This window comes from Paenibacillus sp. YIM B09110 (assembly GCF_037167145.1).
GTDB lineage: Bacteria > Bacillota > Bacilli > Paenibacillales > Paenibacillaceae > Pristimantibacillus.
The window spans coordinates 252,209-277,803 of the sequence record NZ_JBANSP010000004.1; the positions used below are offsets into that span (position 1 = coordinate 252,209).

Here is a 25,595-nt window from a genome sequence, read left to right on the forward strand (position 1 = left end):
TTACATCCTGCCCCTGTTACCTTACTACGATCGCGCCTTCGCCCAGCAGCGCTTCGATTTCGCTGAAGAGCTTCGGCGATGGCTTAACGCTGTACGCCTCGCTGAGCGCGCGCGACTTTTGGTCGCGTTCGTAGAACAGCACCGTATCGAGCGTGCCATGGTGCACAGTCAGCACTGCCTTTAGTTTATCCAGCGTGGCGGTCTGATCATTAGCCTCAGTAACTTTAATATAGACCCGCTGCTTCTTGCGCTCTTGAGCAGGCTTAACAGGAATATTAGCACTCTCTGCTCGCGTTCCCGAAGGACCAACCTTGGCTTGACCAGCAGCGGCTGCCGTAATCCTCTCTGCGTCAGTTCCAATAGGCTGAGCCTTATCCTGTACGACAGCAGGACCCTGAGCGGTGTTCTCAATAGTCGCGTTGTTCACACTAGGCGCGGCACTCGATCTCGTTGTCGTCTGAGCGGTCCCATACGGCCGAGCCGCGCGTCTTGCCGCCTGTCCCTGCAGCTTCCGAACCTCGTAAGCAAGATTAAGCTCGGGGCGTCCAATAGGAACGACATCTTCCACTATCAGCTTGAAGTCATCATCCTGCTGCTGCACGGTCGCTTGCATGATGACGAGTCCGCCCTTCTCAAGCTTGCTCTCGCACCGCTTCCATACGGCTGGGAAGACGACGGCTTCAACCCGCATGATGCGGTCCTCCACCTCAAGGAAGCCCATCGCATTGCCTTTCTTATTCGTGAACGGCTTCAACGACACGATCATTGCGCTTATAATGGCGCCCGCTCCGTCCTTCGCCTCGCTCAGATCGACAAGCCGCTCCAATCCAAGCGGCTCCAACTGCGAATCCATCGCGTCAAGCGGATGGCCCGACAAGTACAGGCCGAGCAGATCACGCTCGAGATCGAGCTGCTGACTCGTCGTATATGGCGGGACGTCCGGCATCTCCACATCCCAGTTCTGCACCTCGTCAAAGCCGAAGCTGAACATGTCGATTTGGAGCTCTTCCCGCTCCTTGCGCCATTTCTGCGCGGCTTCCACCGTCTCCTCGAGCGCGCTGAGCTGCTGCGACCGATGACCGGGCAGCGAATCGCACGCCCCTGACTGAATGAGCGACTCCAGCACGCGTTTATTCACAACGCGCAGGTCAACGCGACGACATAAATCGAGCAAGCTATCGAATGGCTGCTCCTCGCGCACCTTCGATAACGCTTCAATCGCTTGCGTGCCTACGTTCTTAATCGAGGCCAGGCCGAAACGAACGGACTTCCCGACCGGCGTAAAGGAAACACCGCTCTCGTTCACGTCCGGCGGCAGCACCTCTATTCCCATACGCCGGCATTCGTCGACATATTCCGCCGTTTTCCACTGGTTGCCGGTAACCGAAGCAAGCATGGAAGCCATGAATGGAACCGGATAATGCGCCTTCAGCCATGCCGTTTGGAAGGCCAACACGCCGTAAGCGGCAGCATGCGCGCGCGGGAAGCCGTAATCTGCGAAACGAACGATCATATCGTATACGAGGTTCGCCTCCGCTTCCGAATAGCCCTGCGACAAGCTTCCCTTCACGAAGTGCGCCCGCTCCTCGTCCAGCACCTCGCGTTTCTTCTTCGATACCGCTCGGCGAAGCAGATCGGCTTCGCCGAGCGAGAAGCCCGCCATAAGCGAGGCAATCTGCATAATCTGCTCTTGATACACAATGATGCCGTACGTATCAGCTAAGATCGGCTCCAAAGACGGATGCGGATATTGAACCTGCACAAGTCCGTGCTTGCCTTGAATATATTTTGGAATAAATTCCATCGGACCGGGACGATAGAGTGCCAGCACCGATACAATGTCCTCGAATTCCGAAGGCTTCATCTCACGCAGCACGCGTCTCACGCCCGTCGACTCGAGCTGGAATATTCCAGTCGTATCGCCTTTTCCAAGCATTGTATAGGTCAGCTCATCATTATCGTTCACATTGCGGAAGTCTATTTCCTTCCCGTGCTGCTGCTTGATCCAGGACAACGTCCGCTCCAGAATCGACAACGTGCGAAGTCCCAGAAAGTCCATCTTCAGCAGACCGATCGCTTCGAGATGCTCCATGGAATATTGCGTCAGCGGAATCTGCTCGCTGCCTTCCTGAAGCGGCGCATAATGCGTCAACGGCTCGCGTGATATGACAACGCCCGCAGCGTGGGTTGAGGCGTGACGCGGCATGCCCTCTACCTTCATCGCCATCTTGAGCATGGCATCCGTCTTCGGCTGCCGCGCGCAAGCTTCTTGCAGCTCCGTGCTCGTCCGAAGCGCTTCCTCCAGCGTGATGCCGAGCTGATGCGGTATGAGCTTGGCGGCCCGGTCTACCTCATGAAGCGGAACGCTCATTGCTCTGCCGACGTCGCGCACCGCAGCCTTCGCTGCCATCGTACCGAATGTTATGATCTGTGCGACATGCTCTTCCCCATATTTGGCGGCTACATAGGCAATAACCTCGTCACGCCGCTCATCATTGAAGTCGATATCAATATCCGGCATGGTGATCCGTTCGGGATTAAGGAAACGTTCGAACAACAGCTTGTATTTGATAGGATCAACATCCGTAATACGAAGCGTATAGGCGACAAGACTGCCTGCCGATGATCCGCGGCCAGGTCCTGTCCGGATGCCTCGTTCATGCGAGAATCGGATGAAATCCCACACGATTAGAAAGTAATCGCTGAAGCCCATATTCTCGATGACGGACAATTCATAAGCAAGGCGATTCTCTATCTTGGAGCGGTATTCCGCATCACTCGCCCATTCCGGCAATCCTGCGTAGCGGGCTTGCAGCCCGTCGCTGCATAACGCTGCCAGGTAAGCAGACGAGCTCATCCCTGCCGGCACCGGCCGAAATACAGGCAGCGGCGCCCGACCCAGCGTCAGCTCAAGCGAGCATTTGTCTGCGATCTCGAGCGTGTGGGCAACCGCTTCCGGAACATGACGATACAGCGTCGCCATCTCCTCGTGGCTCTTCATGTAGAGCTGATTCGTCAGCATCCGCATCCGGTCCGTATCTTGGGTCGTCTTTCCTGTGCCGATACAGAGCAACACATCCTGCACTTCAGCGTCCTCCGGACGCAAATAATGGACATCATTCGTCGCTACAAGCTTAATGCCGGTCTCCTTCGACAAAGCGATCATAGCGGCCGCTACTTTCTTCTGTTCAAGCATGCCGTGGTCCTGGAGCTCCAGATAGAAGTCATCGCCGAATATATCGCGATATCGCAACGCTGCTGCCTTCGCTTCCTCGGGGCGGTCATACAGCAGATGCTGCGAGACTTCGCCATGCAAGCATGAGCTTAGGCATACAAGCCCTTCCGCATGTGCGCGCAGCGACTCCATATCGACTCTCGGTTTATAGTGAAAACCCTCCAGGTGGGCAATTGAGCTTAGTTTCATCAGATTGCGATAGCCGGTCTCGTTCTTCGCCAGCACAATCAGATGATAGTTCGGATTTTCCTTACGTGTTCCCTTATCCTGCCGATGACCTGCCGTATAATACAGCTCGCAGCCAATAATCGGCTTGATGCCTTGCGCACGGCATGCGCGATAGAACGGTATCGCTCCGTACATGACGCCGTGATCCGTTAACGCAAGTGCCTTCATTCCGAGCTCTGCCGCCCGTGAGACTAGATCGCGAATGCGCGCTGCTCCGTCTAGCAAACTGTATTCGCTGTGCACATGCAAGTGCACGTAAGATGCGGAACTCACCTCGTTCATCGCGCACACCCCCTCTCGTCCAAATCAAAATCATTAACTCCATTTTATCATAATAGACACCTAGACGCCCATAGAATGGTAGCAAGAGCCGGACAGGCCGCATGTGAGGGTTGAATAGACTGCTTAGATCGCAGATTTGCAACAGAACATTTCAGGAGGGTGTGCGTGCTTATGAGTTACTTTTTGTCCAAAGCTGGACTAGACTTTTTCATAGCATTCGGCGTTGTAATCGGAGGATCGATGCTGGCGGGAATCGGTTCCGTGTTCATGCTGCTGCCTCCCGCGGTAACGATGCTGGATACGGCAGCGAGGCTGAAAATATGGGCAATCGTCGCCGCAATCGGCGGCTCTATCGATCCGGTTCGCGTCATCGAGAGCAACATCGCACAAGGTCAGTTGTCGCCTGCCGCTCAACAAATTTGCTTCATCATCATTGCATTTCTCGGGGCTCATCTAGCTACGGAGCTCGTTCGTTTAATATGCAGGGGGACAGCTTAGCCAATGCGATTGCCTCCATTCGACCGTTTCGTAAGGGGACTTCAATTGGCCGGGGTGCTTATGCTGGGTATGCTTATCGGGGCGATCGTATATAATTCCTTCTATATCGCGCAATTCGAGAGGATTGTCAGCTTGAAGAGTGAGCTTGAGGTGCAGTTGGAGCAATACGAGCAAGATATTAAGCATTTGAAAGAGTTCAAAAATCAGCATACCGTCATCAAGGGCATTATTCCGAGAATCGAGACCGAGGCGGGGCAAAATTCAGCAAAGCCGAACTTGGACAAAGTGGCCGAGGCCGAGCTCATTAAGCGCATTAAGGAGGATCTGACCCCTTATATCGGCAAAAGCATTTATGAAATCGACTCCGACGCCCAATTCGCGCGCAGATTGCTCGGACGAATTGACTATAACGATGTGTATGGGAAGGATTATACGGTTGAGGTCAAGACGATGCTTGTCGTCGACAACGTCCTGCATTTATGGGTTAACGTGCGCTACTCGGCTAAATCACCGTCATAGGCATAGATTGGCCATTCGTGGTACAATCGAAGGTAGTTTAAGAACTTGTTTGAAGGAGTGGCTTGCAAAATGGATCAACTGCTGCAATGGCTGTTATTGCCTTGCATTCTCGTTACTCTCGTCTTATCCGTCGTATTCAGCCTCAAATCGCGGCGCGGAACGGACGCCAAGCTGCGCGGCGTGAACGCCGCCAAGATGAATATCAGCATGGGCGTCATGTTAATGTTTATTGCGCTGGTCCAATTGTTCCTGTCGAATGAATCGACCGTGCGCATCGTAATCGGCTCGTTGTTTCTTGTGCTTGGCGTATTCAATCTATTCGCAGGCTTGCGCAATCTAAGCGTATATCGCACGATGAAGGGCTAATGTCCTTCTCTCGCACCGTACTGCGATCCTCTATCCTCACGGATAGACGGTTAATACGGATCAATCATCTGGGCCGTCATCATCGCCTTGGCGGCCAGTCCTTGATTGTCGTTCACTTCAATCTCCAGCTTCGTAAACTTGCGGCTCATCTCGAGCGCTCTCGGAATGATCGTAATTTCACGATCGATCTGAATAGGCCTTACGTAATAGGTCGTCATACTCTCCATGGAATAGTCCCGCTTGATTGTTTCCCTAATCATCTTCCTGGCCGCTTGCGTCATTAGCGTCGCCAGCACCCCTTCCGATACCATCCCAAGCGCTCCCGACATCTGAGGCGTAATCGCCCCCTTATACATGATGCCAAGCTCATGCTGCCCTTGAACGGCCGAAGCCATGAAGCCTGTCCACATTAAATCTTCGAACGTTTCACCCGACTGCGGCTGCTTGCCTGCGAAACGCATAGCGTCAAGCACCTCTTGTCTCGTTACTACGCCCAGCAGCTTGCGATGCCGGTCAACAATCGGCAGCAGATCTATGCCTTCGGCAGCCATCGTATGCGCGGCAGACGGTACCGTAATGTTCGGCGCTGCCGTGATCGGATGTTTCGTCATGAGACGTTCCACTTCACCCTCTTCAGGAGCCGAGGCGGCATCCTTGGCCGTCATCATGCCGACTACCTTGCCCCGCTCGTCTACAACCGGAAATCTTGAATAACCGCACTCGCGTGACAGCTTATGATAATCGAATACGGTAGCTCCTACTCGCAGTACATCGGCCGGACGGCTGAACGTAACGATATCTTCAATCAGCATAATCTTACGCTTGATTAGTCGATCGTACATCGCGCGGTTAATCATCGAAGCGACAGTGAAAGTATCGTGCCGCGATGAAATGATCGGCAAAGCGCGATCATCCGCAAGCGCAATAACTTCCTCGCTGGGCTCGAAACCGCCCGTAATGAGTACGCCTGCCCCTTCTTCCAGCGCGCACCTGTGAGCTCCGACGCGGTTGCCGACAATAAGCAGGCTTCCTTCATCGATATAACGAAGCATCGCGTCAAGCTCCATAGCGCCGATTACGAATTTATGGAGCGTCTTCTCGAGGCCCGCCGCCCCACCGTACAGACGTCCCTCAACAATCTCCGCCACTTCACCGAAAGTCAGCTGATCGAGCGCTTCACGCCGCTTGCGGTCAATGCGCACCGTTCCTATTCTTTCCTTCGTACTGACGAGACCGGCAGCCTCTGCTTCCTTAAACGCTTTGTATGCCGTGCCTTCGCTTACGCCAAGCGCCTTCGCAATCGGACGCACCGACAATTTTGTTCCGATCTTCAAATTCTGAATATATTGCAGCACTTGCTCGTGTTTCGTGCTGTTGTCATGGCTAGATCCGCTTGAAGTCATTGCTATTCCTCCGTCCAACCTTTCATCGTCTTCCTCCATTATAAGAGATAGGACCGTGAAAAGTCATGTAAAGCGGAGTCGGCTTAATGATACCACTCGATCTCGACCCGCTCGACTTTAATATCCGCGTTCACCTGCTGTCCGTGCACACCGAGCAGCTTCCATTTCTTGAACAGCTGATTCATCGATTGGACGCTGATTGCCTCCTCGGCTCCGTTCATAACGAATTTCTGCCAATCATATTCAATAGGAATCGGGTACCTAGCCGAATGAATAAGGTGATTATCGACTCGAACAGCCTGCGGCGGAATTTCCTCGCACACGCTCGAGAATAGGAATGAGCTTTGCTCGCTATACGGCCTAGCAATCATATCGGAATTCAATTGCATAATGTATTCGACAATTTGTGTATGAGGATTGACACGGCAACTGAACGACCCTAACGCTGTTGCGGCCTTCTCGACCTTGTGCGACATTTTATACTTAAAGCTGACAACGAAGGGAACCATGCAATAATAGGCCCGTACTTTTCTGAAAAACTCGAATTCATCAACCATTGTTAGCCTCCCTCCACCAAACGGCCCTATTTCATTATCTTACCACTATTAACTCAATTGGTAAATTACTCCTTAACAGACAATGATGATAATAGAGTGATACTTTTTTACACAATTATAGTAAAGAGTCCCGCTTGCCGTCAATGACTATAGTCACTTTTTTAAGTACATCCTATAGACAGTTGTTGTCCTTGCATGAAAGAACTATCGTTAGGCTGGGGTGACTTAAATGAGTGGAATTTCGAAGCTTATTGGAGAAAATATACGATCGCATCGCAGAAGAAAAGGGCTGAGCCAAGAGCAGCTTGCGCTTCGCGCCGAAATAAACGCCTCTTACATGGGGCAAGTCGAACGCGGCGAGAAAAACCCGACCATCGATGTGCTTGCCAAGATCGCAGCCGCGCTGCAGACGCCTCTGGAGCATATCGTTAATATCGACGCCCCCATGCCGGTCTCATCGGATCACAGCAGCGATTATGCGGACAAAATCGCCCTTCAATTGAACGGTCTGACTGCGCGAGAGCAGGAAGCGGTATACAAATTCGTGAAGCAGCTCGTTCAATTCAAAGATACCAAATAGCAACGACAACCAAATTCAAAGCCGACAACGATAGCTGCAACAAAAAGAAGACCTAGGGCGCTTATTAGCGAGCTGCTAGGTCTTCTTCTTGTCCACATGCGAGACATTGCTCTGCGCAAGATGTCTTATCCGTTAACGCGACTGTTTCGCGACTGATTTCCGTTGCATCATCTTCCGCTCCATAAGCACGTACTTCGCTCTCTTGATTCTCGCCAGCTCCTTGCGCTTCTCCTCGTCCATCAGCAGCAATTCGTTCACGTTCGCCGTTACGACCAGCAGCGCGAGCGCTACCCAGATGTATCCGAAGACGCTTGATACGCCAAGCGGGTCGCCGAGCTCAAGACGCGGCAGCGCGTAGACGAGCAGCGCTAGCGCAAGCAGCAAATAGAGCACATGACGAGCTCTCCCCGAAAACATAGCCTTCAACTCCTTCATCCTCATATGCGTCCGACCTGTCACCCTCGTCCGCATTATTAGGGTATGAACAAGCTTGGCCGGATATGACACTATCCCGCGATTGCCTTCAGCACGTCGTTAAGCAGTCGGTTAATATCCTCGAATACGACCGCAAGCTGCCGCTCTGCCTCTAGGACGCTGGCGATTAACGGATTGCCCGCGATCTCTTCATACAGCTTCGTAATCGACGCCATCTCCGCTTCAGTCGGTTCTTCACCGCTCATCATTTTCTGCTGAAGCTCCATCTGGCGCTCCCGGAAGCCTTCCATAATCCGTGAAGCCTCAGGATCGGCCTCCATTGCCCGTTTGGCTGTCTTCAACTGCTCCGCCTCGCTGCTATCCTTAAGTGCTTTCGCTAGATCATAAGCTTTGTCATATACATTCATTGGATCGACTCCTCATTCGTTTTTTTCGATTCACAAAGGCTAGATGTCCTCATATGATAAATTAATTCGTGTCAAATACCTATTTTCGTTCCCATCCACCCGTTATTCTCCTGCTTGGAAGGAGCTTTAAGATGCTCAAATCGAAAGTATCCGTACAGGTCATAAGCTCCGGCATGCTGCCGGTGGATACGCTCATGCTTGGCGAAGCGCAGATGAAGCGTCTTCGAATTCCGCAGGGCCAGCATATTACGCTAAGGTTCGGCTCGTTCCGTCATAATGTCAAAGTAATCGCGATTCCTAAGTTCGAAGGGATGCGCGTAAGCCAGAGCCTCGCCAAGAAGATGGGACTCTCCCACAATGCTTCCTTGGGACTGCGGTACACGGAGGATACGTCATCCCTTATGCTTGGTCCGCTGATCGGCGTATTGGTCAGCCGCGATTATCCGAATATGCCGGATAAGCCGTTCGGTTCGATTACGATGTTCTGCCGGGAACTCGTGGATGCTTGTACGGAGCATGGGGCTTTCGTCTACTTCTTCACGCCGAACCAGCTTGGCAGCATGAATGCCATCAGCGGCTGGATATTCAATAACGTCTGGATGAAAGCATCCATGCCGATGCCCGATGTCGTCAATAACCGCATCACATCGAGGAAGATGGAGAGCAGACCCAGCGTACAACATTTCCTGAATGAAGTAAAACTTCATCATACTACTGTCGTATTCAACGAGAAGTTTCTCGATAAAGCAGAAGTATTCGATGCGTTAAAAAAAGACGAGATCGTCGCTCGCTACTTGCCTGAATCGCATCTGTTGCGCAATTACACGATGCTGAACGCAATGTGCTCCCGCTACAGCAACGTTTTCCTTAAGCCGATTCGAGGCAGCCTTGGCAAGGGTATTATCCGCATTACGCGCGGGGAATCGAACAACGGCTATTTAGCTATGTTCGCCACTGCGAGCGGCAGCCGCAAGCAATTGTTTACTAATCTTGAGAAGCTCTTCTCGACGATCTCTACCAAGATGAAGACGATTCGTTATCAGATTCAACAAGGTCTGCAACTGATCGAAATTCAGAAGCGGCCCGTCGATTTCCGTGCGCTGGTACAGAAAAATGCCAAGGGCACGTGGGCGATTACCTCAATCGTCGCTCGTACGGCCGGCGACCAGCACTTCGTATCCAATCTAGCCCGAGGCGGAACACTCAGCACGGCAGCCGAAGCGATCGGCAAATCGAATTTGCAGAACGGAATCAACAAGCAGGAAGCCTCCGTAAGACTGCGGCAGGCGGCGCTTCATATTGCCAAAGGCGTCGATACGCAAATTCCCGCGCATTTCGGCGAGCTTGGCATCGATCTGGCCATGGATACGAATGGTCGCGTATGGCTGCTGGAAGTCAACTCCAAGCCGTCCAAAAACGACAACACTCCGCTTAACGACAACAAAATACGCCCTTCCGTGCTTGCTCTAATCCAATATTCCCGTTTCTTATCGGGCTTCTGACGGAGGCTGCCATGAATCTGCCTAATGTTATTATCGGAATCTATGTTGCTTCCATTATTCCAGCCGCCAATGCCGACCTCGAGCCTGAGCTGCCTGAACCATCCTTCTATCGTCAGCTTGCCATTGCCGCGGGACGTCTCTGCATGCTGTTATATATATTTACGGCAGAGGGCTGGCAGCCTGGTGCTCGCGAGCTGATCGGCTATCGATGGCAAGAAGGACGTTGGCAGCAGCAGACATGTCCGCTGCCCGATGTTGTCTACGACCGCCTTTTTTGCGCAGATACGGGAAGCCGGCGAAACAGCCGTCATATCTTATCCCAAATAAAGCTAGCGAAGCCGCATATACTTCTTAACAGCAGCCTTCCATCCAAGCTCGATGTCTATGACGCGATTAAGCAAAACAATAGGCTCGCGCCGTTTCTCCCATTAACGCTGTCCTATCGCTCCCCTTCTCAGATTGAGCCGCTGCTTGCTTCTTATCCGGAAGGCCTCGTCCTTAAACCGGGGGCCGGCATGCATGGGATCGGCGTCATTCATATAAAGCTGAACACAGAAGACCAAACGGTGCACATGAGTGGTCGTACGCGAAGCAATCGCATTTTCACCAAGACGTTCACCTTAGCAACAACCAACTGGAGGCACTGGTTGGATCGGGTTACTGCCCGTACTCCCTATATTCTTCAGCCCTACTTGCCGCTTAACGATAATGAGGGATATCCCTTCGACATCAGGGTCTTGCTTCAGAAGAACGAGCAAGGCTTTTGGCGCTTGACCGGCATAGCTGCCCGCCGAGGGGCTCAAGGCGCGTTAACCTCCAACCTGCACGGCGGAGGCGACGCCAAGCTGCCGCAAAGCCTGCTTGAGATCAACTATGGCAAGCCGCAATCCGAACGTTTGCTAGACCAAATCCATATGATAAGTGAGCAGGCAGCTGAGCATCTCGAGGGCCGCTACGGAAGATTCGCTGAGCTTGGCTTCGATTACGGCATTGAGCCGGGCGGCCGCCTATGGCTGCTTGAAGTCAATTCGAAGCCCGGCCGCGCTTCGTTCCGCCTCATCGGTGACGATAGCGCCGAGCGACATTCCATTGAACGCCCACTCTTATACGCTAGATTTATCGCGAGACGATTATATGCTACGGCTGCAGTCCATGAATCCGCTAACGGCCGACAAGCGCAGGATCCGAAACGACTACGGCCTTTCAACGTTCAGGAGGTTCATTGATGAGTTTGACAACGTGTAATGTGCACTTCTCTCCACAGTCCGATAAAGTCATTTATTTGTCGAGCCCGTTGCTCAAGCAGCTTAAACTGGCCGGTAAAAAATCGATTCATCTCAAATTAGGCAATGAGGTCATCACGACCGAGCTCAAGGCGCTGAAGCGCCCGGGCAACCATCTCTATCTGTCCGCGGGCGTGCGGCAATTGATTAAAGTGCCGAAGTCGGGCAACGTTTACGTTCTCGCCAGCGGCGAGAACGAAGTCCAGATCGGGCCGCTCGTAGGCATTCTTAGCGACTCGAACGTACACTCCGAGAGCTATCCGTTTGGAGGCCGCACGAACTTTATTAAACAAATTATTCGCATGGGCGAGGATAAAGCCTATTTATTCGGCTTCACGCCAAGCGACATTAATTGGCAGCTTGAGACCGTCAACGGCTACTTCCTTAGCCCGCAAGGCGGCTGGTATCGCAAAGTCGTTCCGCTGCCCGATGTCGTCTACAACCGCCTGCCGAACCGCAAGGCCGAATTTTCGACGTCCATCAGCTCGCTGCGCGAGAAGTTCGTACGTCGGAAAATCCCTTTTTTTAACTGGAGCTTCTTCAATAAATCCGATGTGTATAAGCTGCTCGACAACGATCCCGAGGCGCTGAACCATCTGCCTGAATCGGTATCGAATCCGACACCGGAGAAGATGAAGGAGATGCTTGAGAAACATCAATTTCTATATTTCAAGCCGACAGCTGGAAGTCTTGGGGTTGGCATCTATCGGCTGACCTATCACTCGAAGCGCGGTTATTTCGTACGTTATCGCAAAGGCAGCCAGAACGTTCTGCTTCGCTTCCCGAACTTCAACAGTCTCATGCGCATGCTGCAAGCGCGTCACGGCAATAGCTTTAATCAATACGTCGTTCAGCAGGGCATACGACTCGTTGAGATCGACAGCTGCCCGCTCGACTTCCGCTTCCATATGCATAAGAACGGCAAAAATGAATGGGTTCCCGCAGGCATTGGAGCGAAGAAGGCCGGCCGCGGCAGCGTGACGACCCATGTGAAGAACGGCGGACAGCTGATGACGCCGGAACAGGCGCTTAGCCGGACGTTCGGTGCGCAGGCGGATACTGTGCTGGACAAAGCGAAGAGTGTCGCGATTAAGTTATCTGAAGCGATTGAACGCAATTACCCTCATCGTCTAGGCGAACTCGGACTCGACCTTGGCATCGACAAGGACGGTGAAGTATGGATGTTCGAGGCGAACGCGAAGCCGGGCCGTTCCATCTACAAGCATCCTGCGCTTCGTTCGGAGGGTCGTGCTTCCGTTTCGTACATTTTGGAGCACTGTATGTATCTTAGCCACTTCCAAGGAGGTAATGGCTAATGGAGAGCTTGCTTCCGGATGAGACGGACATCAGAGAGCTTCGCGCCGGCAGAACAGTACTCGCTATACTGACCATCGATGACGACACTCAACTTTTCCGGGGCAACCGCAATAACTTCATCGATATTATTCGTGTAGGTCAAGGTATGGGGTTTATCGTCTACGTCGTGACAGTGAAAAACTTGCTGTTAACCCGGAGCAACCTGAATGGCTACGTATACAACGAGGAATCCGAAAGCTGGTTGCCGCGGCTGCTGCCGTTCCCTGATATTATCTACAATCGGATTCCTCAGCGCGAGGATGAGATGCTTCCAGCTGTTAAGCAGAAGATCGCTGCCTGCCAAAAGCACCCTCGCGTCAGGCTGTTCAATCCTTCCTTCTTCAACAAATGGGAGATGTTCGAGTGGCTGCGGGACTCTAAGTCCACCAAACCTTTCATTCCTACGACCCGCAAGCTGATGTCGCTGTCGAGCCTGGGACAGATGATGGATAAATACTCCTTTATCTACTTGAAACCGGAGAGCGGCAAAGCGGGCAAAGGCATTATGACGATCAAGTTCCAAGCGGCCAAAGAGCTTCCTTATCGGTTGAAAATACAAGAGCGCAAGAAGAGCTCCACCTACAGCTGCAGCTCGATTACGAAGCTATGGACTCGTATCCAGAAGGAAAGCGCCGGAGAAGCTTACATTGCGCAGCAAGGCATTAAGCTCGCTTCCTTTAACGATCGCCATTACGACCTTCGCGTGCTCGTTCAGAAGAATAGCCGCGGGCAATGGGATATTACCGGCATCGGCGCCCGTATCGCAGGCAGCTCGAGCATCACGACACATGTGCCTCGAGGCGGCATGATTGAAGATCCCGAGAAACTGCTTGTGTATACATTTAACGAGGATAACGCGCGTAAGCTGTTATTGAAAGCAAAAACGACAGCGATCCTCATTGCTAAGCAGATCGAACGGGCATCGAAGCAGCTGCTTGGCGAGATGTCGATGGATCTGGGTATCGACAGCGAGGGCAGCATCTGGTTTTTCGAAGCGAACTCAAAGCCGATGAAATTCGACGAGCCGCATATTAGACAGAAATCGCTGGAGCGGATTTTTCATTACAGCTCCTATCTGGCCAGGAAAAAAACGAGCACGGCGGGAGGCATGTAACGATGGAAGTGGAGCTGCTTACGCCGGATAGATGGCGTACCGAGAAGAAGAGACTGATCGGCTTCGCCCTTCGCTTCGGCGATAAGCGGCTAGCTATCGCGACGATACATGCGCTGCGCAAGCTGGATGATTCAACGCTTGATTCAGATGCTAGCGGTGTGTATACAGCAGTCATTGCCGTCGCTGTCCACGGCAGCCGCATCGTCGGCTTCGGCTTCGCTGCTGATGGCGGCGAAGGTGGCAGTCTCGTCGTCGTGCACCCGGATGCCCGAGGACTGGGCATCGGCGGCAAAATCGTAGCAGCGATGATTGGACGTCTCGGTTCTATAACTTGCAATGTCGCTGTCGACAATACCGCAAGCATGGCGATCTGCTTCAAGCTCGGTATGAAGGCTGTCTCCATGCACCGCGGTCCAACGGGCAAGCCTACGCTGCGCTTCGAGAAAACAGCAGATTTGGGAGTTCCGATCAAGGTGTGATTATTTAAACAAAACGGCCGTCCAGTCTGCGTCAATGCGCAGTCTAGGCGGCCGTTAATGATATCTATTTACTTACCGATTCACTTAGTTAATTCCGTTCAATCAATTCTCGCAATTCACGGAAATCCGAAATAAGAATATCCGCACCTTCGAGCTCGTTGCGCTTGCCATAGCTCGCATAGGCGCATCCGATTGTTGACAAGCCGTTGCCCTTTCCTGCCTCCACATCCGAAGAACGATCCCCCACCATCCAAGCTGACTGGACGCCATGATCGCTCAGCAGTCTGGCAACCAGATCTACTTTGCTGGCTGTCCCGTATTCGCCTGCGCTGTACAAGCCATCGAATAAAGGGGCAATTCCTTTATGCTCCGCTACACCCTTCACATAAGCCTCCAGCCCGTTGCTTGCGACGAACAGCTTGACGTCTTGCTCCTTCAACCAAACAAGCGTCTGCTCCACATAAGGATATAGCTCGCCCTCGCCCGCTTCGAGCCCTTCCAGCTCGTACTGGAGCATCAGCTCATCTGCGCGCCTCCTGGCTGCTTCAGAGCTATCCGGCATAATCTGACGCCATATATCTTCCAGCAGCATGCCGAGACAGCTAAGCAACTTGTCTACGGGCGGCGTCTCCTTCATATACAGCTTCTCTTCGCGAAGCGTCTCGAACAGCCGTTTATGCACTTGCACGAGCAGCGTTTCCGTTTCGAATAACGTTCCATCCATATCGAATATAACCGCTTCCGGCTTTGTAAGCTGTTTCTCGTTCATTATATCGGTTCGCCTCCAGTAGTCCTCTTCCATTGCTGCCCTTATCATACTGGAGCGGCCAAGACCCTCGCAACCCTCTTACGGAGTTTTCGGCGTTTTCAGCCCTAAGACGCTTGCAAGCTTCCATAGCGTATACGGTCCAATATAAGCTCCGCTTGCTAGAAAAACCGGATTAATAAGCACCCGATGAACCTCCGTCATAAAGACGGTGTCCCTCGTAATCGTAGTCGCAACTGCCGCTGAGGCAATGACGAAAAAAAGGAAGAATGCAATAACCGCCAGTCCATCACACAGCCGCCGCAAGCCTGCGCTTCTTCCGCTGATCCAGCCTAACAGAAGAGCCCCAGCCGCGAGTCCGATTCCGCTCAATAGCATCATCTTTGATCACCTCTTCCTGACCAGCATCGTCGATATTTTTCAGAAATAAACGCTTACGCAAATAATGAACCTGTGTATTGTAAATTGGATTCGGATATGTCACACTGTTTGGGGGCAAGCGCATGAGAAACGGACCAAAAGCCCTGCATGTAAGGAAAGGAAAGGAAAGGAAAGGAAAGGACGTGACGGTAAGAGCATGATGATATGGCTGCTTCGTTCCATGACTGAGTTAAGCTCGCGCAAATGGATTTCCCGGATGACCGGAGGATTCGCCCAGTCAGCCGCCAGTCGCCATCTAATTGCAAGGTTTGCAGCTATGTATGGCATAAAGGTGGAGGAGGCCGAGAAGCCCCTCTCTGAATATAGAACATTGAATGAATTTTTCACCCGCCGGCTGAAGCACGGCATGAGACAGATCGATGGCGGCGAAGACCAGGTGGCCAGTCCCGTAGATGCGCTGATCACCGGAGCCGGCCGCATTCAGGATGGAACGATCATGAACGTCAAGGGGCAGGATTACACCGTAGAAGAACTGCTCAATCGTTCGCCCCGCGCAGCATCCTATTTGGGCGGCTATTACATGGTCTTATATTTAAGCCCTACTGATTATCATCGCATCCACACACCGATAAGCGGAACGGTCGTAGAGCGGGAGCATATAGCCGGCAAGGTGTATCCGGTCAACGACTTCGGACTGCGACATATGCGAAGAGTGTTAAGCCGCAATGAAAGGCTTATTACCTACATACGGAACGAGTTCTGGGAAACGGCAGTCGTCAAGGTCGGCGCTATGAACGTCAGCAGCATTAAGTACGTTGAGCCGCTGCAAGACGAGGTTAACAAGGGTGACGAGCTTGCCTACTTTTCCTTCGGCTCTACCGTCGTCCTGCTGATGGAGGATGACAGCTTCGCTCCGCGCGAGGATATCAAGGTCGGACTGAAAGTGAAGATGGGCGAACGTCTTGGACGCATATTGCCGAAGCAATCACTATAACTAAGTAGAAACAATAAAAGACTTCTTATGATGACAGCCTAGGCGGCATCGTAAGAAGTCTTCGTTCGTTATCGTATGATTCAATATGGAATTAAGGCTCAACGTATTTCCGATGGACTTCTGCCCGTATATTGCTTGAATTGGCGGCTGAAGAAAAATATATCGCGATAGCCGAGCGCATCGGCCACTTCGGTGACGTTCATGCCCGCATGCATAAGCAGATGCTGCGCACGTTCGATCCGGGTCCGAATCATATACGTCTGGACAGACATCCCGATCATTTCCTTGAATTTCATCGAAAAATATCGCGGTGAAAGCTGCGCCCGCATCGCCAGATCTTCTACGCGATGCGCGATGCTCGGATTTTGGCGGACGTAATTAGCGATCTCGTGGATAGCTTCCGTCAGTTGATTGCTCGCTTTCTTCTCCACCGGCGCCGCATTGTCCTCGCGCAGCAGATGAATGATGAGTTGCTTAAGCACAAGCTTCGCTTCTTCTTCCGCCGCATACGTTTGTACTAGAAATAATCGTACGTAACGCGATAACATATATTCGAAGTCGACTGTATCCGTAAGCACACGATGACGTTCCGGCACTGAATCGACAGCTTCATCCACTTTAAAATGAATATAAGTGAGCACAAGAGGTTTCTGCGGATTATGAGTTGCGCTGGTGTGATCACCGGGCCGGAACAGGAAGCAGCTTCCCTTGCTTACTTCATAGATCGAACCGTTAATTTCTACTTCCCCTTCGCCGCTCCATACATAGAATAGATCGTAATTAGGTATCGGCTTCTCGCGTCTTGCCCAGCGCCATCCAGGCTCGCAGACGATCTTGGCAAAGGCAGGCTGCAAAACTAAAGAATCAGGCGATACGTGCAGCATCTAAAAATCCTCCCCCGCCTGCGAAACAAACCGCTTTCCATCCCATCTCGAAGCAGCATTTGTCGCGCGGGCCCATAATAGGCAGCTAACGCTTACAGAGCAGCAACCGTTGCAGCTCGTCCAAACATATGTCGTCATCATACAACAGCGATAAAGTTTTGTGCAAGCCGTACAACAATGTGACTAGATTTCGCAAAAAATTTGCTATGAGAATGGTTTGCACCTTAGAAAAAATGTTATAATAGCACCCGACAAGAAGATTAGGGCTGTAACGCTTCACAGACCGGCAGTTCTAGCCAATAATAACTTATACGAATCATCTCGGAAGGATGGAATGAAGTCTAATGAACCCACTTGCACAGCAGTTAAATGAGACGTTGCAAACGGAAAATCCGAACGTCTACGCCATGTTATCGGCTTTAGGCAAAGCGATTTATTTTCCGAAGGAGGGCATCCTCAGCCAATCCGCTGAAGCAAAGACGAAGGCGAAGAAGTTCAACGCTACGATCGGAATTGCAACAGAGGGCGGTGTGCCTATGCATCTCAAAGTGATTCAAGAGACGCTGACCGCTTATAATCCGAAGGATCTTTACGAATATGCACCTCCTGGCGGCAAACCGGAGCTTCGCTCTGCTTGGCGCACGAAGATGATTAAAGATAATCCGTCGCTTGAAGCCAAGGGCTTCGGGACGCCTGTTGTAACGAATGCATTGACGCACGGCCTTAGCATTGTTGCCGACCTGTTCGCCGATGCTGGAGATGCCGTAGTCATTCCAAATAAAAACTGGGAAAACTATGAGCTCACCTTCGGCGTACGCCGCGGCGCCGAGATCGTCGAGTATCCTTTGTACAACAATGAAATGAAATTCAACAGCCAAGGTCTTCGCGAAGCGCTGCTCGCGCAGAAGGACAAAGGCAAAGCGATCGTCGTGCTTAACTTCCCGAACAACCCTACAGGCTACACGCCAGGTCCTCAGGAAGGCGACGAGATCGTAGCTGCGATTCGCGATGCGGCGGAAGCTGGCATCAACGTTGTGGCTGTTACCGATGACGCTTATTTCGGACTGTTCTTCGAGGATTCCTTGCACGAGTCGCTGTTCTCCAAGCTTGCGGAGCTTCACCCGCGCGTGCTTGCGATCAAGGTTGACGGCGCTACGAAAGAAGAGTATGTATGGGGCTTCCGCGTAGGGTTCATCACCTACGCATCTTCATCGGCTGCTGCGCTCGCAGCGCTTGAGCAGAAGACGGTCGGCATTATTCGCGCTACGATTTCGAGCGGACCGCATCCATCGCAGACGTTCGTGCTTCGCGCATTGCAGTCGCCGGAGTTCGAGCAGCAGCGGGCCGAGAAATACGATATTATGAAAGGTCGCGCCAATACCGTGAAGACCTTGCTCGACAGCGGCCGTTACGGCGATGTGCTGAGCTACTATCCGTTCAACTCCGGTTACTTCATGTGCCTCAAGCTGAGCGGTGTTACGGCTGAAGCTGTTCGCAACCGCCTGCTGGACGAATACGGCATCGGAACAATCGCGCTTGGCGAGACCGATCTGCGAGTCGCGTTCTCCTGTATTGAGGAAGAGAACTTGGAAGAACTGTATGACACGATCTTCAAAGCGGTTCAAGAGCTGCTAGCTTAAGAAACAGCGAAATAACAAAAATGGTTTCAATAAAAAGGACCTCAGGTTTCACTTTACAGTGAAATGCTGAGGTCCTTTTTGTATAATCGGGATTCTCCTAACGTACGAGCACTTTCAGGATTGGCCACTCAAGCACCAAAGCCTGAGCACAACCCGAGCTCTCCTGCAGAAATGACGTTTTGCCTGTATTTCATACAGTCTAATCGGCCCCATTCGCCTGTTAAGCGACATTTGAGTGGAAAACATACAGTCAAAACCGGCATTTCAGCCCTCGGCAGGGTTCCTCCGTCCGTTTGACTGTACTAAATCCAATTAAACTTTGATATCGTATCGTTTCCGGCCATTTGACTGTAGGCAATCCAGTCAAACGGATTATTTACTGCGCACCGATTGAGCTTTCACAATTAATCGTCATCTTCCTCTTTGCGCAGCTTCTTCTTGATACGGCTTGGCCGAATGGCGATATAGGCTATCATAGCTGCTGCTGTAGCAGCTACAGGCGCGTAAAAGCCTTGAATAAGCAATGGCAATGCAAGAGGAAATGCCAGCAATACAGCGATGACGATTAGAGCCATACGATCTATCTTCGTATATTGCCCAATGCGCTGACTATCCGGCAGCGGGTACACATGCTTCCACACGGAATGGCGATGTACTTGTCTAAGCCCTCCCAGTTGAACGGACAACACAAGCATGAACAAGGCATAAACTAGCGGCGCTCCCCATCCGGACAATGAAGCATCCTCGGCAATCCAATACGTTACGAGTCCTCCGAGCAGCAGCAGTCGGATCAGAATGCCTCCCATCTCGGTTCGAAGCAGCGCAGCCAAATATAAATAAACAAATGTATGTCGTTTGGAATAAGGAACTAGCCGAAGCGCCCACGCGATGTATGAACGCCTAGCGATCGGTGACGGCAGCGTCGGAACGTCGATGAACATGCCGAAAAACGTATAATAACGCTTATGTGTTGTTCTTTCTTCCTCGATCATACGCTCCCAAGGAAAGCGGTGACTGCTAGGCAGCCGGTATACGAAAGTGAAAAGCGCAACAACTAGCAGCGTGAAGACGACTGACTGCCAAAGAACGTATGTCAGCCACACATACAGAACGATTGACGTGGCAAGCCAGCGCGCTATGCGAAGCATACGCCGCATGCCCGGCCATGCAAGCTTGCGTTCCTTCCAGCCTCCCCACAAATTAGCCGCGCGCAGTAACGCCGCCCCGCCTACAATGACCAACCAGTGAGCCGGCGCAGCCCCTTGCCTATAGATCGGTACATACAATAAAAGCATGACGGCACTTAATAAAACCGTCATGATCGTCGAACGACGGTATGACGCCTTCAGGTAACTTCCCATTTCCCCTTCACGAGGCATAAGAAATACCGTATCTGCAGGTGCAAGCCATGTACGAAGCGGAGTCCAGCTAACCGCCAACGTAAGCACGATCACTCCAACCGCCGTAATCGGAAAGTGCTGCGGCAAGTCCCTAATAAGCTTAAAGTAACCTAATATGCCGGATATGACAAAGAGCGACAGGAAGGCGGGAAATCCACTCATCGACATATAGCGCAAATAAGGCATTGTTTCCTTGCGGAAAGCTTGTGAGCGCTTCTTCCATAACGACTCTAACGAGCTGCCTCTGCCTTCTGCACTCATGAATGGCCTCCGGTAACGAGCTTGTAGAACGCTTCTTCAAGCGTTCCGGTCCGCATATCAATGCCCGCTGTGCGCCTTACATCCTCCATCGTGCCTTGTGCTGCGATATGTCCTTGATGCATAACGATGAACCGGTCGCAATACGTCTCCACCGTGGACAAAATATGCGAGCTCATCAGAATAGCCGCTCCGTTCCGCTTCACTTCCACCAATCGTTCCAACAGTGAACGAATCGCGAGCGGATCAAGACCGAGGAAAGGCTCGTCTATAATGTATAGCGGCGGCTGAGCCAATAGAGCGTTCATAATCATAACCTTCTGGCGCATCCCTTTGGATAGATGGCTTGCGAACGCTTTGCGCTTAGGAAGCATTTGGAACTGATCAAGCAACGCTTCTTGCCTCGCAGCGAAGTCCTTCTCCTTTACATCGTAGGCCATGCCCGTCATATGAAGATGCTCCTCAACCGTCAGCTCAGGAAACAATTCAGGCGCTTCCGGCACGTAAGCGAAGGCCGATCGATATACTTCCGGCTGCTCCGCCAGCGTCGTGCCCGCAACCTTCACCTCTCCCTGGTGCGGATTCATGAGCCCTAGAATATGCTTGATCGTCGTGCTCTTGCCCGCTCCGTTAAGCCCGATCAGACCGACCATTTCACCTGCTTTTACTTCAAAATCAAGACCGTGCAGCACCGGCCTGCGCGGACTATATCCGCCAATTAACTGCTTCACCTGCAATATCGCGTCCACTCGCTTCACCTTCACTATTACATATTGGCATCATGACTATCTTCTATATCAGAATACCGAATTATGGACGCAATATCAAAAAAGCCGTCCAATCGCCCGCGCAAGCGGGCAATTGACGGCTTTCATCCATAAATTAGTTCTATTTAATTTCGATCGTTTCTACGATAGCGTTCTTGCCAGTAACCTTTACCGATTGTCCTTCTTTTAGCAGAGAAGCGTTGCCTACAATCTTAACATTAGGAGAAACCGCATAGATCAGAACGTTAGTCTCGGAATCTTCCTCTTGTGTTACCGTAATTGCGAACAGCTTGGCCGACGAATCGAACGTTAGCGATTTTACTTTGCCAGTCTCCGAGAAGCTAACCACTTCCGGTTCTGCTTCCGTTACTTCGATGAACACAACCTTGCTTTGGTACGTGCGAACGAGTACTTCGTCGCCTGCGCGAAGCGCGCTTACGGCAGCTTTCTTGTCATCGCGGAAAATAAAGACGTTCGAGTCAAGGGTAAGCACAACTTCCGATTTGTCAGCCTTCACGACTGTAATTTTTCCGCCGCTTGCAGCAGCTTTCAATGTGCCTGTAATAGCCGTAGCGTCTTGATCCGGCATTTCCTCATCCGTGCGGTCAAGCAACGCTGCCAGTTCAGCGCGTGAGACAGGCTGATTCGGACGGAATGTCTTGCCGTTACGGTCTTCATAACCTGTAATAATGCCCTTCTCAAGCGCCAAAGCAACATAACCTACTGCGCCGGCTGGAATCTGATTTGCATCCTTGAATTCTAGCTTCGTATTGTTAAGAGCTTTCGCTTCGTCTTCCAGTTTAAGCGCTTTAATAAGCAGGATCGTCGACCACAGTCTTGTCGCTTGCGCTTCAGGCTTCACTTCAGTGTCCGTTTCAGTGAATAGGTCATTCTCGAGAGCGACAGCGACGTAACCGACTGCCCAAGGATATTTTTTCTTGATTTTGTCCGCGTCCTTGAATTGAAGCTCCGTGCTCATCTCTTCAGCCGACTCGGCTTGCTCTCTTAGTCCCATCAAGCGAACAGCAGCTGTCAGCGCCTCGATGCGAGTAATTTTGTTCGCTGGCTTAAATGTGCCGTCATCATATCCCGTGAAGATACCTTTGGAAGCCAGGCGCATAATGTACTCGGTTGCCCACTTCAGATCATCCTCGTCCTCGAACTTCCACGTTACTTTATATTTATCATCGTCATCCTTATCGTTATGACGGCTGTCTTCTTTCTGATTGTTTCTGTCATCATCACGACCTCCGCCGTTTCCTCTGCCATTATCGGCAAAAGCTGCTGTCGCACCGCCTGTAAGCATCATTAGTGCCAGTGAAGTAATTGCTGTCTTCTTCCACATGTTTTGTTTAGTCAAGAAAGCCACTCTCCTTATGATCGATTACGGAAATTTCCGCTTTTTACCTTCGCCCATAACGTTCGGGGGAGGGTGTCCGATTTAGGAGGGTGGCTTGCAAAAAAAAATATTATTTGTCGTTTTTGTTGTCTTCACGCTTCGCTTTCAACCATTTCGGAGCGCCTTTGTTTTTCCCATCACGCTTGCGTTCTTCCTTCGCCTTCGTCTTCACAATGGGCTTAGGAGCCGGCTTGGCTGCCGGCTTCACAGCGCTTGAGGCCTGCCCGCTGCCGTTAGCCGGCTTCGGAGATTGCGGCTTGCGCGGCTTCTCGACTGCTTCCGCTGTGCGAACTGGCTTATCTTCAGACACTGCTTTCCGATTAGCCGAGGCGAACGGCTTCGTCGCTTCGCGAAGCTGTTCATTGGTGAGCAGCTTGCCTCTGAACATGACGCGCTCTTCTAGCGTAATGCCTAGCTGCTTGCGGAATTTCTCCATAATGAACAGCTCCTGCGGCGTCACTATCGTGATTACTGTACCTGGGCGTCCCATTCGTCCCGTCCTGCCTGCACGGTGAACGTAATGATCGGCGTCGACCGCCGGATCAAGCTGAATGACGAGCGGCAGCCCCTCGATGTCGAGACCTCGCGCCGCGACATCGGTCGCCAGTAGAAGCTGGCAGCGTCCCTCACGGAAGCGCGCCAGCGTTGCCGCGCGGCGTTGCTTATCGGCGTCGCCGTAGATGGCCTCAACAGTGAAACCTTCATAAGCAAGCTTTGCTTCCCAATTGGAAATATTGTCTGTATCATTCAAGAACAATAGCGCGGAAGACGGATTCAACAAACGAACGAGGCGGCGTGCCATATCCGTCTTGTCCCTTTTATCGCTAAGCATGTAGTAATTCTCAATCGTCTCCGACACCCTATGCTCCGGCGTAATCTGTATGCGCGCGGGCTCCTTCATCCAACGGCCCTCGAATCGAGCCATCACATCGGGATACGTTGCCGAGAAAAAAGTGATCTGGCGCTCTTTGCCAGTCGCATGCAGAATCGCTTCGACCTCCGAGGTCGATCCAAGATGGAACACTTGATCGGCTTCGTCAACAACGACGTACCTGACGTCGTGCAGCTTCAGCTTGCGCAGCTTCAGCAGTTCATGGATACGTCCCGGCGTACCGATAACAAGCTGCGGATGCAGCTTCAGCTTCTCTACCTGCCGCTTCAGCGCCGCGCCGCCGATCAACTGCTGCACGCGTAGGCCTAGCGGCTCCGCATAAGACTCGGCTACTCTCACGATTTGCATAGCAAGCTCCTGCGTCGGCGATAGAATGATTGCTTGAATCGCGTTCGAGCCCGCGTTCAGTCCCTGAAGCAGCGGAAGCAAGTAAGCAAGTGTCTTGCCCGTTCCCGTCTGCGATCGTGCCGATACGTCGCGTCCTGCCAGCAGAAGCGGAATCGTCTCCGCTTGAATGCCCGTCGGCTCCGTTATGCTATTCTCCTCCAGCTTCAGACTCAGCGTCTCGTTAATGCCTAGTTCAATCCAATTTTGCTTGCTCATACGTTTCGTTATTCCTCTCTATTTGCTAACCTTATTTTCGATTGAAAAGCCCGCCTACAAGCCTGTCTGCAAGGCGCGGGAACAGCCCGTAGAACCATATGCCGACCGATGCCGACCTTGGAAGATCCAGCTCCTCCTTGCCGCGCTCCATAACGCGAACGATCATTTTCGCTACGTAAGCCGGCTTCATCATGAACCAACCGACATTTTTCACGTAGCTGCCCGTCGGATCGGCCACTGCGAAGAACTCCGTATCGATCGGCCCTGGATTGACCGATGATACTTTAATGCCCTGCGGCTTAAGCTCCATCCGAAGCGAATTAGTGAATCCAAGCACTGCATGCTTCGTAGCCGAATAGCCGGTCGACTTCGACGAACCGATCTTGCCCGCCATTGAGGCGACATTCACGATATGGCCGCTACCCTGATTAAGCATGTGCGGAAGCACCGCTTTCGTACATCTCACGATACCCATATAGTTTGTATCCATCATTTCCGCGAAGCTTTCCACCGATGCTTCGGTAAATAATTCGAACTTCCCGAAGCCCGCATTGTTAAGCAAAATGTCGATTCTTCCATATTTGCGTATGGCTTCATCTACTGCTTGCCGCACGGAGGCCTCGTCGGTCACATCCATGCGAAGGATCGAATGCGTGCCATCGATCGTCTTCGATAATTGTTCCAGCTTGGCATAATTGCGTCCCGTCAGCACCGGTATAGCGCCACGCTCTGCAAGTAGAGCCGCGGTCAATGCGCCTATGCCGCTTGACGCTCCCGTAATGAATACGATCTTCCCTCGTATCATCCAACATCACCCATTCTTAATCGATAAATCAAGTTTACTTGATCGGTATCCAAGACGCAAAAAAAGCTCCCGAAGGAGCCACTTCTATGCTAAGATGCGATTAAAACTTGAATGTCCAGTTCTCCGATCCCTTCCATAATGAGAGGAATCGTCAGCGCTTGTTTTGCGGAAAATCCGGCTGAATTAGCCGATTGAATAACTTTCGGCGGTGTAATGTCGACTCTCACACCTTGGTTAAACAGCATCGTACTGGCATTTCCGCTAATCATGTTGCCCAGCTCAGAAATAGCACTTCGAACGATCTCGTCAATCTCGGAGATTACGAATCCGCCCATCATGGCGGAGACCATCTTAAGAGCGACCTGTTCACTAAGTCCGAATACAATGTCACCGTTCATCTGTCCATTGAGACCAATCTGAATCCAAATATGATTCTCAACAAACTTAATATCCTTGAGGCCAAGCTGACCAGTAGCAGGACGAATCTGGATAACCTGCTCGATCACGATTTTTGCAGATTCAAGAAACGGGTTTATATATTCAGCCTTCATAGAAAGGTTAC

At 51.8% G+C, this 25,595-nt stretch carries 25 protein-coding genes; 11 read left to right on the top strand and 14 right to left on the bottom strand.

Annotation, left to right across the window (positions count from 1 at the left end; genetic code table 11):
- Positions 1 to 16: 16 nt before the first annotated feature.
- Positions 17 to 3,745, bottom strand: coding sequence for a DNA polymerase III subunit alpha (locus V8F51_RS07820; RefSeq protein ID WP_337099611.1), 3,729 nt, complete (start codon positions 3,743 to 3,745; stop codon positions 17 to 19).
- Positions 3,746 to 3,916: 171 nt separating this feature from the next.
- Between V8F51_RS07820 and V8F51_RS07825 the strand changes: the two genes are divergently transcribed.
- The 3 genes from V8F51_RS07825 (at position 3,917) to V8F51_RS07835 (ending at position 5,128) form a co-directional block, all read left to right on the top strand.
- Positions 3,917 to 4,243, top strand: coding sequence for a YtrH family sporulation protein (locus tag V8F51_RS07825; RefSeq protein ID WP_337099612.1), 327 nt, complete (start codon positions 3,917 to 3,919; stop codon positions 4,241 to 4,243).
- 3 nt (positions 4,244 to 4,246) lie between these two features.
- Positions 4,247 to 4,762 (top strand): hypothetical protein, encoded by a 516-nt coding sequence (locus tag V8F51_RS07830; protein WP_337099613.1) that lies wholly within the window; start codon positions 4,247 to 4,249, stop codon positions 4,760 to 4,762.
- Between the two features lie 69 nt (positions 4,763 to 4,831).
- The gene (locus V8F51_RS07835; protein ID WP_337099614.1) at positions 4,832 to 5,128 is read left to right on the top strand and encodes a YtpI family protein; all 297 of its coding nucleotides are present in this window, start codon (positions 4,832 to 4,834) and stop codon (positions 5,126 to 5,128) included.
- A 50-nt stretch (positions 5,129 to 5,178) separates the two neighbouring features.
- On the opposite strand, the gene V8F51_RS07840 is transcribed toward V8F51_RS07835, so the two are convergent.
- Together V8F51_RS07840 and V8F51_RS07845 are read right to left on the bottom strand one after the other, a co-directional pair.
- Complete coding sequence (locus V8F51_RS07840) at positions 5,179 to 6,531, bottom strand: DRTGG domain-containing protein (RefSeq protein ID WP_337099615.1); 1,353 nt, start codon at positions 6,529 to 6,531, stop codon at positions 5,179 to 5,181.
- Between the two features lie 83 nt (positions 6,532 to 6,614).
- On the bottom strand, positions 6,615 to 7,088 hold the full coding sequence (locus V8F51_RS07845; RefSeq protein ID WP_337099616.1) for a hypothetical protein: 474 nt from the start codon (positions 7,086 to 7,088) through the stop codon (positions 6,615 to 6,617).
- Positions 7,089 to 7,317: 229 nt separating this feature from the next.
- Here V8F51_RS07845 and V8F51_RS07850 point away from each other — a divergent pair, with 229 nt between their 5' ends.
- A complete protein-coding gene (locus tag V8F51_RS07850; protein WP_337099617.1) occupies positions 7,318 to 7,668 on the top strand; it encodes a helix-turn-helix domain-containing protein in 351 nt (116 codons plus the stop codon).
- A 132-nt stretch (positions 7,669 to 7,800) separates the two neighbouring features.
- Here V8F51_RS07850 and V8F51_RS07855 read toward each other — a convergent pair whose 3' ends face one another.
- On the bottom strand, positions 7,801 to 8,085 hold the full coding sequence (locus V8F51_RS07855; RefSeq protein WP_337099618.1) for a hypothetical protein: 285 nt from the start codon (positions 8,083 to 8,085) through the stop codon (positions 7,801 to 7,803).
- A gap of 89 nt (positions 8,086 to 8,174) precedes the next feature.
- Positions 8,175 to 8,510, bottom strand: coding sequence for a YlbF family regulator (locus V8F51_RS07860; protein WP_337099619.1), 336 nt, complete (start codon positions 8,508 to 8,510; stop codon positions 8,175 to 8,177).
- A 131-nt stretch (positions 8,511 to 8,641) separates the two neighbouring features.
- On the opposite strand from V8F51_RS07860, the gene V8F51_RS07865 reads away from it, so the two are divergent.
- From V8F51_RS07865 to V8F51_RS07885, 5 genes are read left to right on the top strand one after another with little or no spacing between them, the layout of a single operon-like run.
- On the top strand, positions 8,642 to 10,012 hold the full coding sequence (locus tag V8F51_RS07865) for a YheC/YheD family endospore coat-associated protein (protein WP_337099620.1): 1,371 nt from the start codon (positions 8,642 to 8,644) through the stop codon (positions 10,010 to 10,012).
- An 11-nt stretch (positions 10,013 to 10,023) separates the two neighbouring features.
- Positions 10,024 to 11,238: a YheC/YheD family endospore coat-associated protein gene (locus V8F51_RS07870; RefSeq protein WP_337099621.1), complete on the top strand. Its 1,215-nt coding sequence runs from the start codon at positions 10,024 to 10,026 to the stop codon at positions 11,236 to 11,238.
- A complete protein-coding gene (locus tag V8F51_RS07875) occupies positions 11,238 to 12,611 on the top strand; it encodes a YheC/YheD family endospore coat-associated protein (protein WP_337099622.1) in 1,374 nt (457 codons plus the stop codon). The genes V8F51_RS07870 and V8F51_RS07875 overlap by 1 nt, the downstream gene beginning before the upstream one ends.
- On the top strand, positions 12,611 to 13,765 hold the full coding sequence (locus tag V8F51_RS07880) for a YheC/YheD family endospore coat-associated protein (protein ID WP_337099623.1): 1,155 nt from the start codon (positions 12,611 to 12,613) through the stop codon (positions 13,763 to 13,765). The genes V8F51_RS07875 and V8F51_RS07880 overlap by 1 nt, the downstream gene beginning before the upstream one ends.
- A gap of 2 nt (positions 13,766 to 13,767) precedes the next feature.
- Positions 13,768 to 14,244, top strand: a complete 477-nt coding sequence (locus V8F51_RS07885; RefSeq protein WP_337099624.1) for a GNAT family N-acetyltransferase — start codon at positions 13,768 to 13,770, stop codon at positions 14,242 to 14,244.
- Positions 14,245 to 14,332: 88 nt separating this feature from the next.
- On the opposite strand, the gene V8F51_RS07890 is transcribed toward V8F51_RS07885, so the two are convergent.
- Positions 14,333 to 15,013 carry an HAD family hydrolase gene (locus V8F51_RS07890; RefSeq protein WP_337099625.1) on the bottom strand — a complete coding sequence of 227 codons (681 nt, stop codon included), beginning with the start codon at positions 15,011 to 15,013 and terminating at the stop codon, positions 14,333 to 14,335.
- A 78-nt stretch (positions 15,014 to 15,091) separates the two neighbouring features.
- Positions 15,092 to 15,391 carry a transposase gene (locus tag V8F51_RS07895; RefSeq protein WP_337099626.1) on the bottom strand — a complete coding sequence of 100 codons (300 nt, stop codon included), beginning with the start codon at positions 15,389 to 15,391 and terminating at the stop codon, positions 15,092 to 15,094.
- 196 nt (positions 15,392 to 15,587) lie between these two features.
- Between V8F51_RS07895 and asd the strand changes: the two genes are divergently transcribed.
- Positions 15,588 to 16,385, top strand: a complete 798-nt coding sequence (asd, locus tag V8F51_RS07900; protein WP_337099627.1) for an archaetidylserine decarboxylase — start codon at positions 15,588 to 15,590, stop codon at positions 16,383 to 16,385.
- Positions 16,386 to 16,483: 98 nt separating this feature from the next.
- On the opposite strand, the gene V8F51_RS07905 is transcribed toward asd, so the two are convergent.
- Positions 16,484 to 17,269 (bottom strand): AraC family transcriptional regulator, encoded by a 786-nt coding sequence (locus V8F51_RS07905; protein WP_337099628.1) that lies wholly within the window; start codon positions 17,267 to 17,269, stop codon positions 16,484 to 16,486.
- Between the two features lie 344 nt (positions 17,270 to 17,613).
- Between V8F51_RS07905 and V8F51_RS07910 the strand changes: the two genes are divergently transcribed.
- Positions 17,614 to 18,909 (top strand): aminotransferase class I/II-fold pyridoxal phosphate-dependent enzyme, encoded by a 1,296-nt coding sequence (locus V8F51_RS07910; protein ID WP_337099629.1) that lies wholly within the window; start codon positions 17,614 to 17,616, stop codon positions 18,907 to 18,909.
- A 404-nt stretch (positions 18,910 to 19,313) separates the two neighbouring features.
- Here V8F51_RS07910 and V8F51_RS07915 read toward each other — a convergent pair whose 3' ends face one another.
- The 6 genes from V8F51_RS07915 to V8F51_RS07940 all read right to left on the bottom strand — a co-directional run bounded on the left by V8F51_RS07915 (position 19,314) and on the right by V8F51_RS07940 (position 25,584).
- Positions 19,314 to 20,570 carry an ABC transporter permease gene (locus V8F51_RS07915; RefSeq protein ID WP_337099630.1) on the bottom strand — a complete coding sequence of 419 codons (1,257 nt, stop codon included), beginning with the start codon at positions 20,568 to 20,570 and terminating at the stop codon, positions 19,314 to 19,316.
- Positions 20,567 to 21,316: an ABC transporter ATP-binding protein gene (locus V8F51_RS07920; protein WP_337099835.1), complete on the bottom strand. Its 750-nt coding sequence runs from the start codon at positions 21,314 to 21,316 to the stop codon at positions 20,567 to 20,569. The genes V8F51_RS07915 and V8F51_RS07920 overlap by 4 nt, the downstream gene beginning before the upstream one ends.
- A 139-nt stretch (positions 21,317 to 21,455) precedes the next feature.
- Positions 21,456 to 22,694: an S-layer homology domain-containing protein gene (locus V8F51_RS07925; RefSeq protein WP_337099631.1), complete on the bottom strand. Its 1,239-nt coding sequence runs from the start codon at positions 22,692 to 22,694 to the stop codon at positions 21,456 to 21,458.
- Between the two features lie 109 nt (positions 22,695 to 22,803).
- Positions 22,804 to 24,228 carry a DEAD/DEAH box helicase gene (locus V8F51_RS07930; protein ID WP_337099632.1) on the bottom strand — a complete coding sequence of 475 codons (1,425 nt, stop codon included), beginning with the start codon at positions 24,226 to 24,228 and terminating at the stop codon, positions 22,804 to 22,806.
- A gap of 31 nt (positions 24,229 to 24,259) precedes the next feature.
- Positions 24,260 to 25,033, bottom strand: a complete 774-nt coding sequence (locus V8F51_RS07935; RefSeq protein ID WP_337099633.1) for an SDR family NAD(P)-dependent oxidoreductase — start codon at positions 25,031 to 25,033, stop codon at positions 24,260 to 24,262.
- Positions 25,034 to 25,122: 89 nt separating this feature from the next.
- Positions 25,123 to 25,584, bottom strand: coding sequence for a chemotaxis protein CheX (locus V8F51_RS07940; protein WP_337099634.1), 462 nt, complete (start codon positions 25,582 to 25,584; stop codon positions 25,123 to 25,125).
- Positions 25,585 to 25,595: the final 11 nt, after the last annotated feature.

What these genes read in the sequence shown, in the direction of transcription:
- V8F51_RS07820 (WP_337099611.1), bottom strand. Translation starts at nt 3,745, where the DNA reads ATGAACGAGGTGAGTTCCGCATCTTACGTGCACTTGCATGTGCACAGC.
- V8F51_RS07825 (WP_337099612.1), top strand. Translation starts at nt 3,917, where the DNA reads ATGAGTTACTTTTTGTCCAAAGCTGGACTAGACTTTTTCATAGCATTC.
- V8F51_RS07830 (WP_337099613.1), top strand. Translation starts at nt 4,247, where the DNA reads ATGCGATTGCCTCCATTCGACCGTTTCGTAAGGGGACTTCAATTGGCC.
- V8F51_RS07835 (WP_337099614.1), top strand. Translation starts at nt 4,832, where the DNA reads ATGGATCAACTGCTGCAATGGCTGTTATTGCCTTGCATTCTCGTTACT.
- V8F51_RS07840 (WP_337099615.1), bottom strand. Translation starts at nt 6,531, where the DNA reads ATGACTTCAAGCGGATCTAGCCATGACAACAGCACGAAACACGAGCAA.
- V8F51_RS07845 (WP_337099616.1), bottom strand. Translation starts at nt 7,088, where the DNA reads ATGGTTGATGAATTCGAGTTTTTCAGAAAAGTACGGGCCTATTATTGC.
- V8F51_RS07850 (WP_337099617.1), top strand. Translation starts at nt 7,318, where the DNA reads ATGAGTGGAATTTCGAAGCTTATTGGAGAAAATATACGATCGCATCGC.
- V8F51_RS07855 (WP_337099618.1), bottom strand. Translation starts at nt 8,085, where the DNA reads ATGTTTTCGGGGAGAGCTCGTCATGTGCTCTATTTGCTGCTTGCGCTA.
- V8F51_RS07860 (WP_337099619.1), bottom strand. Translation starts at nt 8,510, where the DNA reads ATGAATGTATATGACAAAGCTTATGATCTAGCGAAAGCACTTAAGGAT.
- V8F51_RS07865 (WP_337099620.1), top strand. Translation starts at nt 8,642, where the DNA reads ATGCTCAAATCGAAAGTATCCGTACAGGTCATAAGCTCCGGCATGCTG.
- V8F51_RS07870 (WP_337099621.1), top strand. Translation starts at nt 10,024, where the DNA reads ATGAATCTGCCTAATGTTATTATCGGAATCTATGTTGCTTCCATTATT.
- V8F51_RS07875 (WP_337099622.1), top strand. Translation starts at nt 11,238, where the DNA reads ATGAGTTTGACAACGTGTAATGTGCACTTCTCTCCACAGTCCGATAAA.
- V8F51_RS07880 (WP_337099623.1), top strand. Translation starts at nt 12,611, where the DNA reads ATGGAGAGCTTGCTTCCGGATGAGACGGACATCAGAGAGCTTCGCGCC.
- V8F51_RS07885 (WP_337099624.1), top strand. Translation starts at nt 13,768, where the DNA reads ATGGAAGTGGAGCTGCTTACGCCGGATAGATGGCGTACCGAGAAGAAG.
- V8F51_RS07890 (WP_337099625.1), bottom strand. Translation starts at nt 15,013, where the DNA reads ATGAACGAGAAACAGCTTACAAAGCCGGAAGCGGTTATATTCGATATG.
- V8F51_RS07895 (WP_337099626.1), bottom strand. Translation starts at nt 15,391, where the DNA reads ATGATGCTATTGAGCGGAATCGGACTCGCGGCTGGGGCTCTTCTGTTA.
- asd (WP_337099627.1), top strand. Translation starts at nt 15,588, where the DNA reads ATGATGATATGGCTGCTTCGTTCCATGACTGAGTTAAGCTCGCGCAAA.
- V8F51_RS07905 (WP_337099628.1), bottom strand. Translation starts at nt 17,269, where the DNA reads ATGCTGCACGTATCGCCTGATTCTTTAGTTTTGCAGCCTGCCTTTGCC.
- V8F51_RS07910 (WP_337099629.1), top strand. Translation starts at nt 17,614, where the DNA reads ATGAACCCACTTGCACAGCAGTTAAATGAGACGTTGCAAACGGAAAAT.
- V8F51_RS07915 (WP_337099630.1), bottom strand. Translation starts at nt 20,570, where the DNA reads ATGAGTGCAGAAGGCAGAGGCAGCTCGTTAGAGTCGTTATGGAAGAAG.
- V8F51_RS07930 (WP_337099632.1), bottom strand. Translation starts at nt 24,228, where the DNA reads ATGAGCAAGCAAAATTGGATTGAACTAGGCATTAACGAGACGCTGAGT.
- V8F51_RS07935 (WP_337099633.1), bottom strand. Translation starts at nt 25,033, where the DNA reads ATGATACGAGGGAAGATCGTATTCATTACGGGAGCGTCAAGCGGCATA.
- V8F51_RS07940 (WP_337099634.1), bottom strand. Translation starts at nt 25,584, where the DNA reads ATGAAGGCTGAATATATAAACCCGTTTCTTGAATCTGCAAAAATCGTG.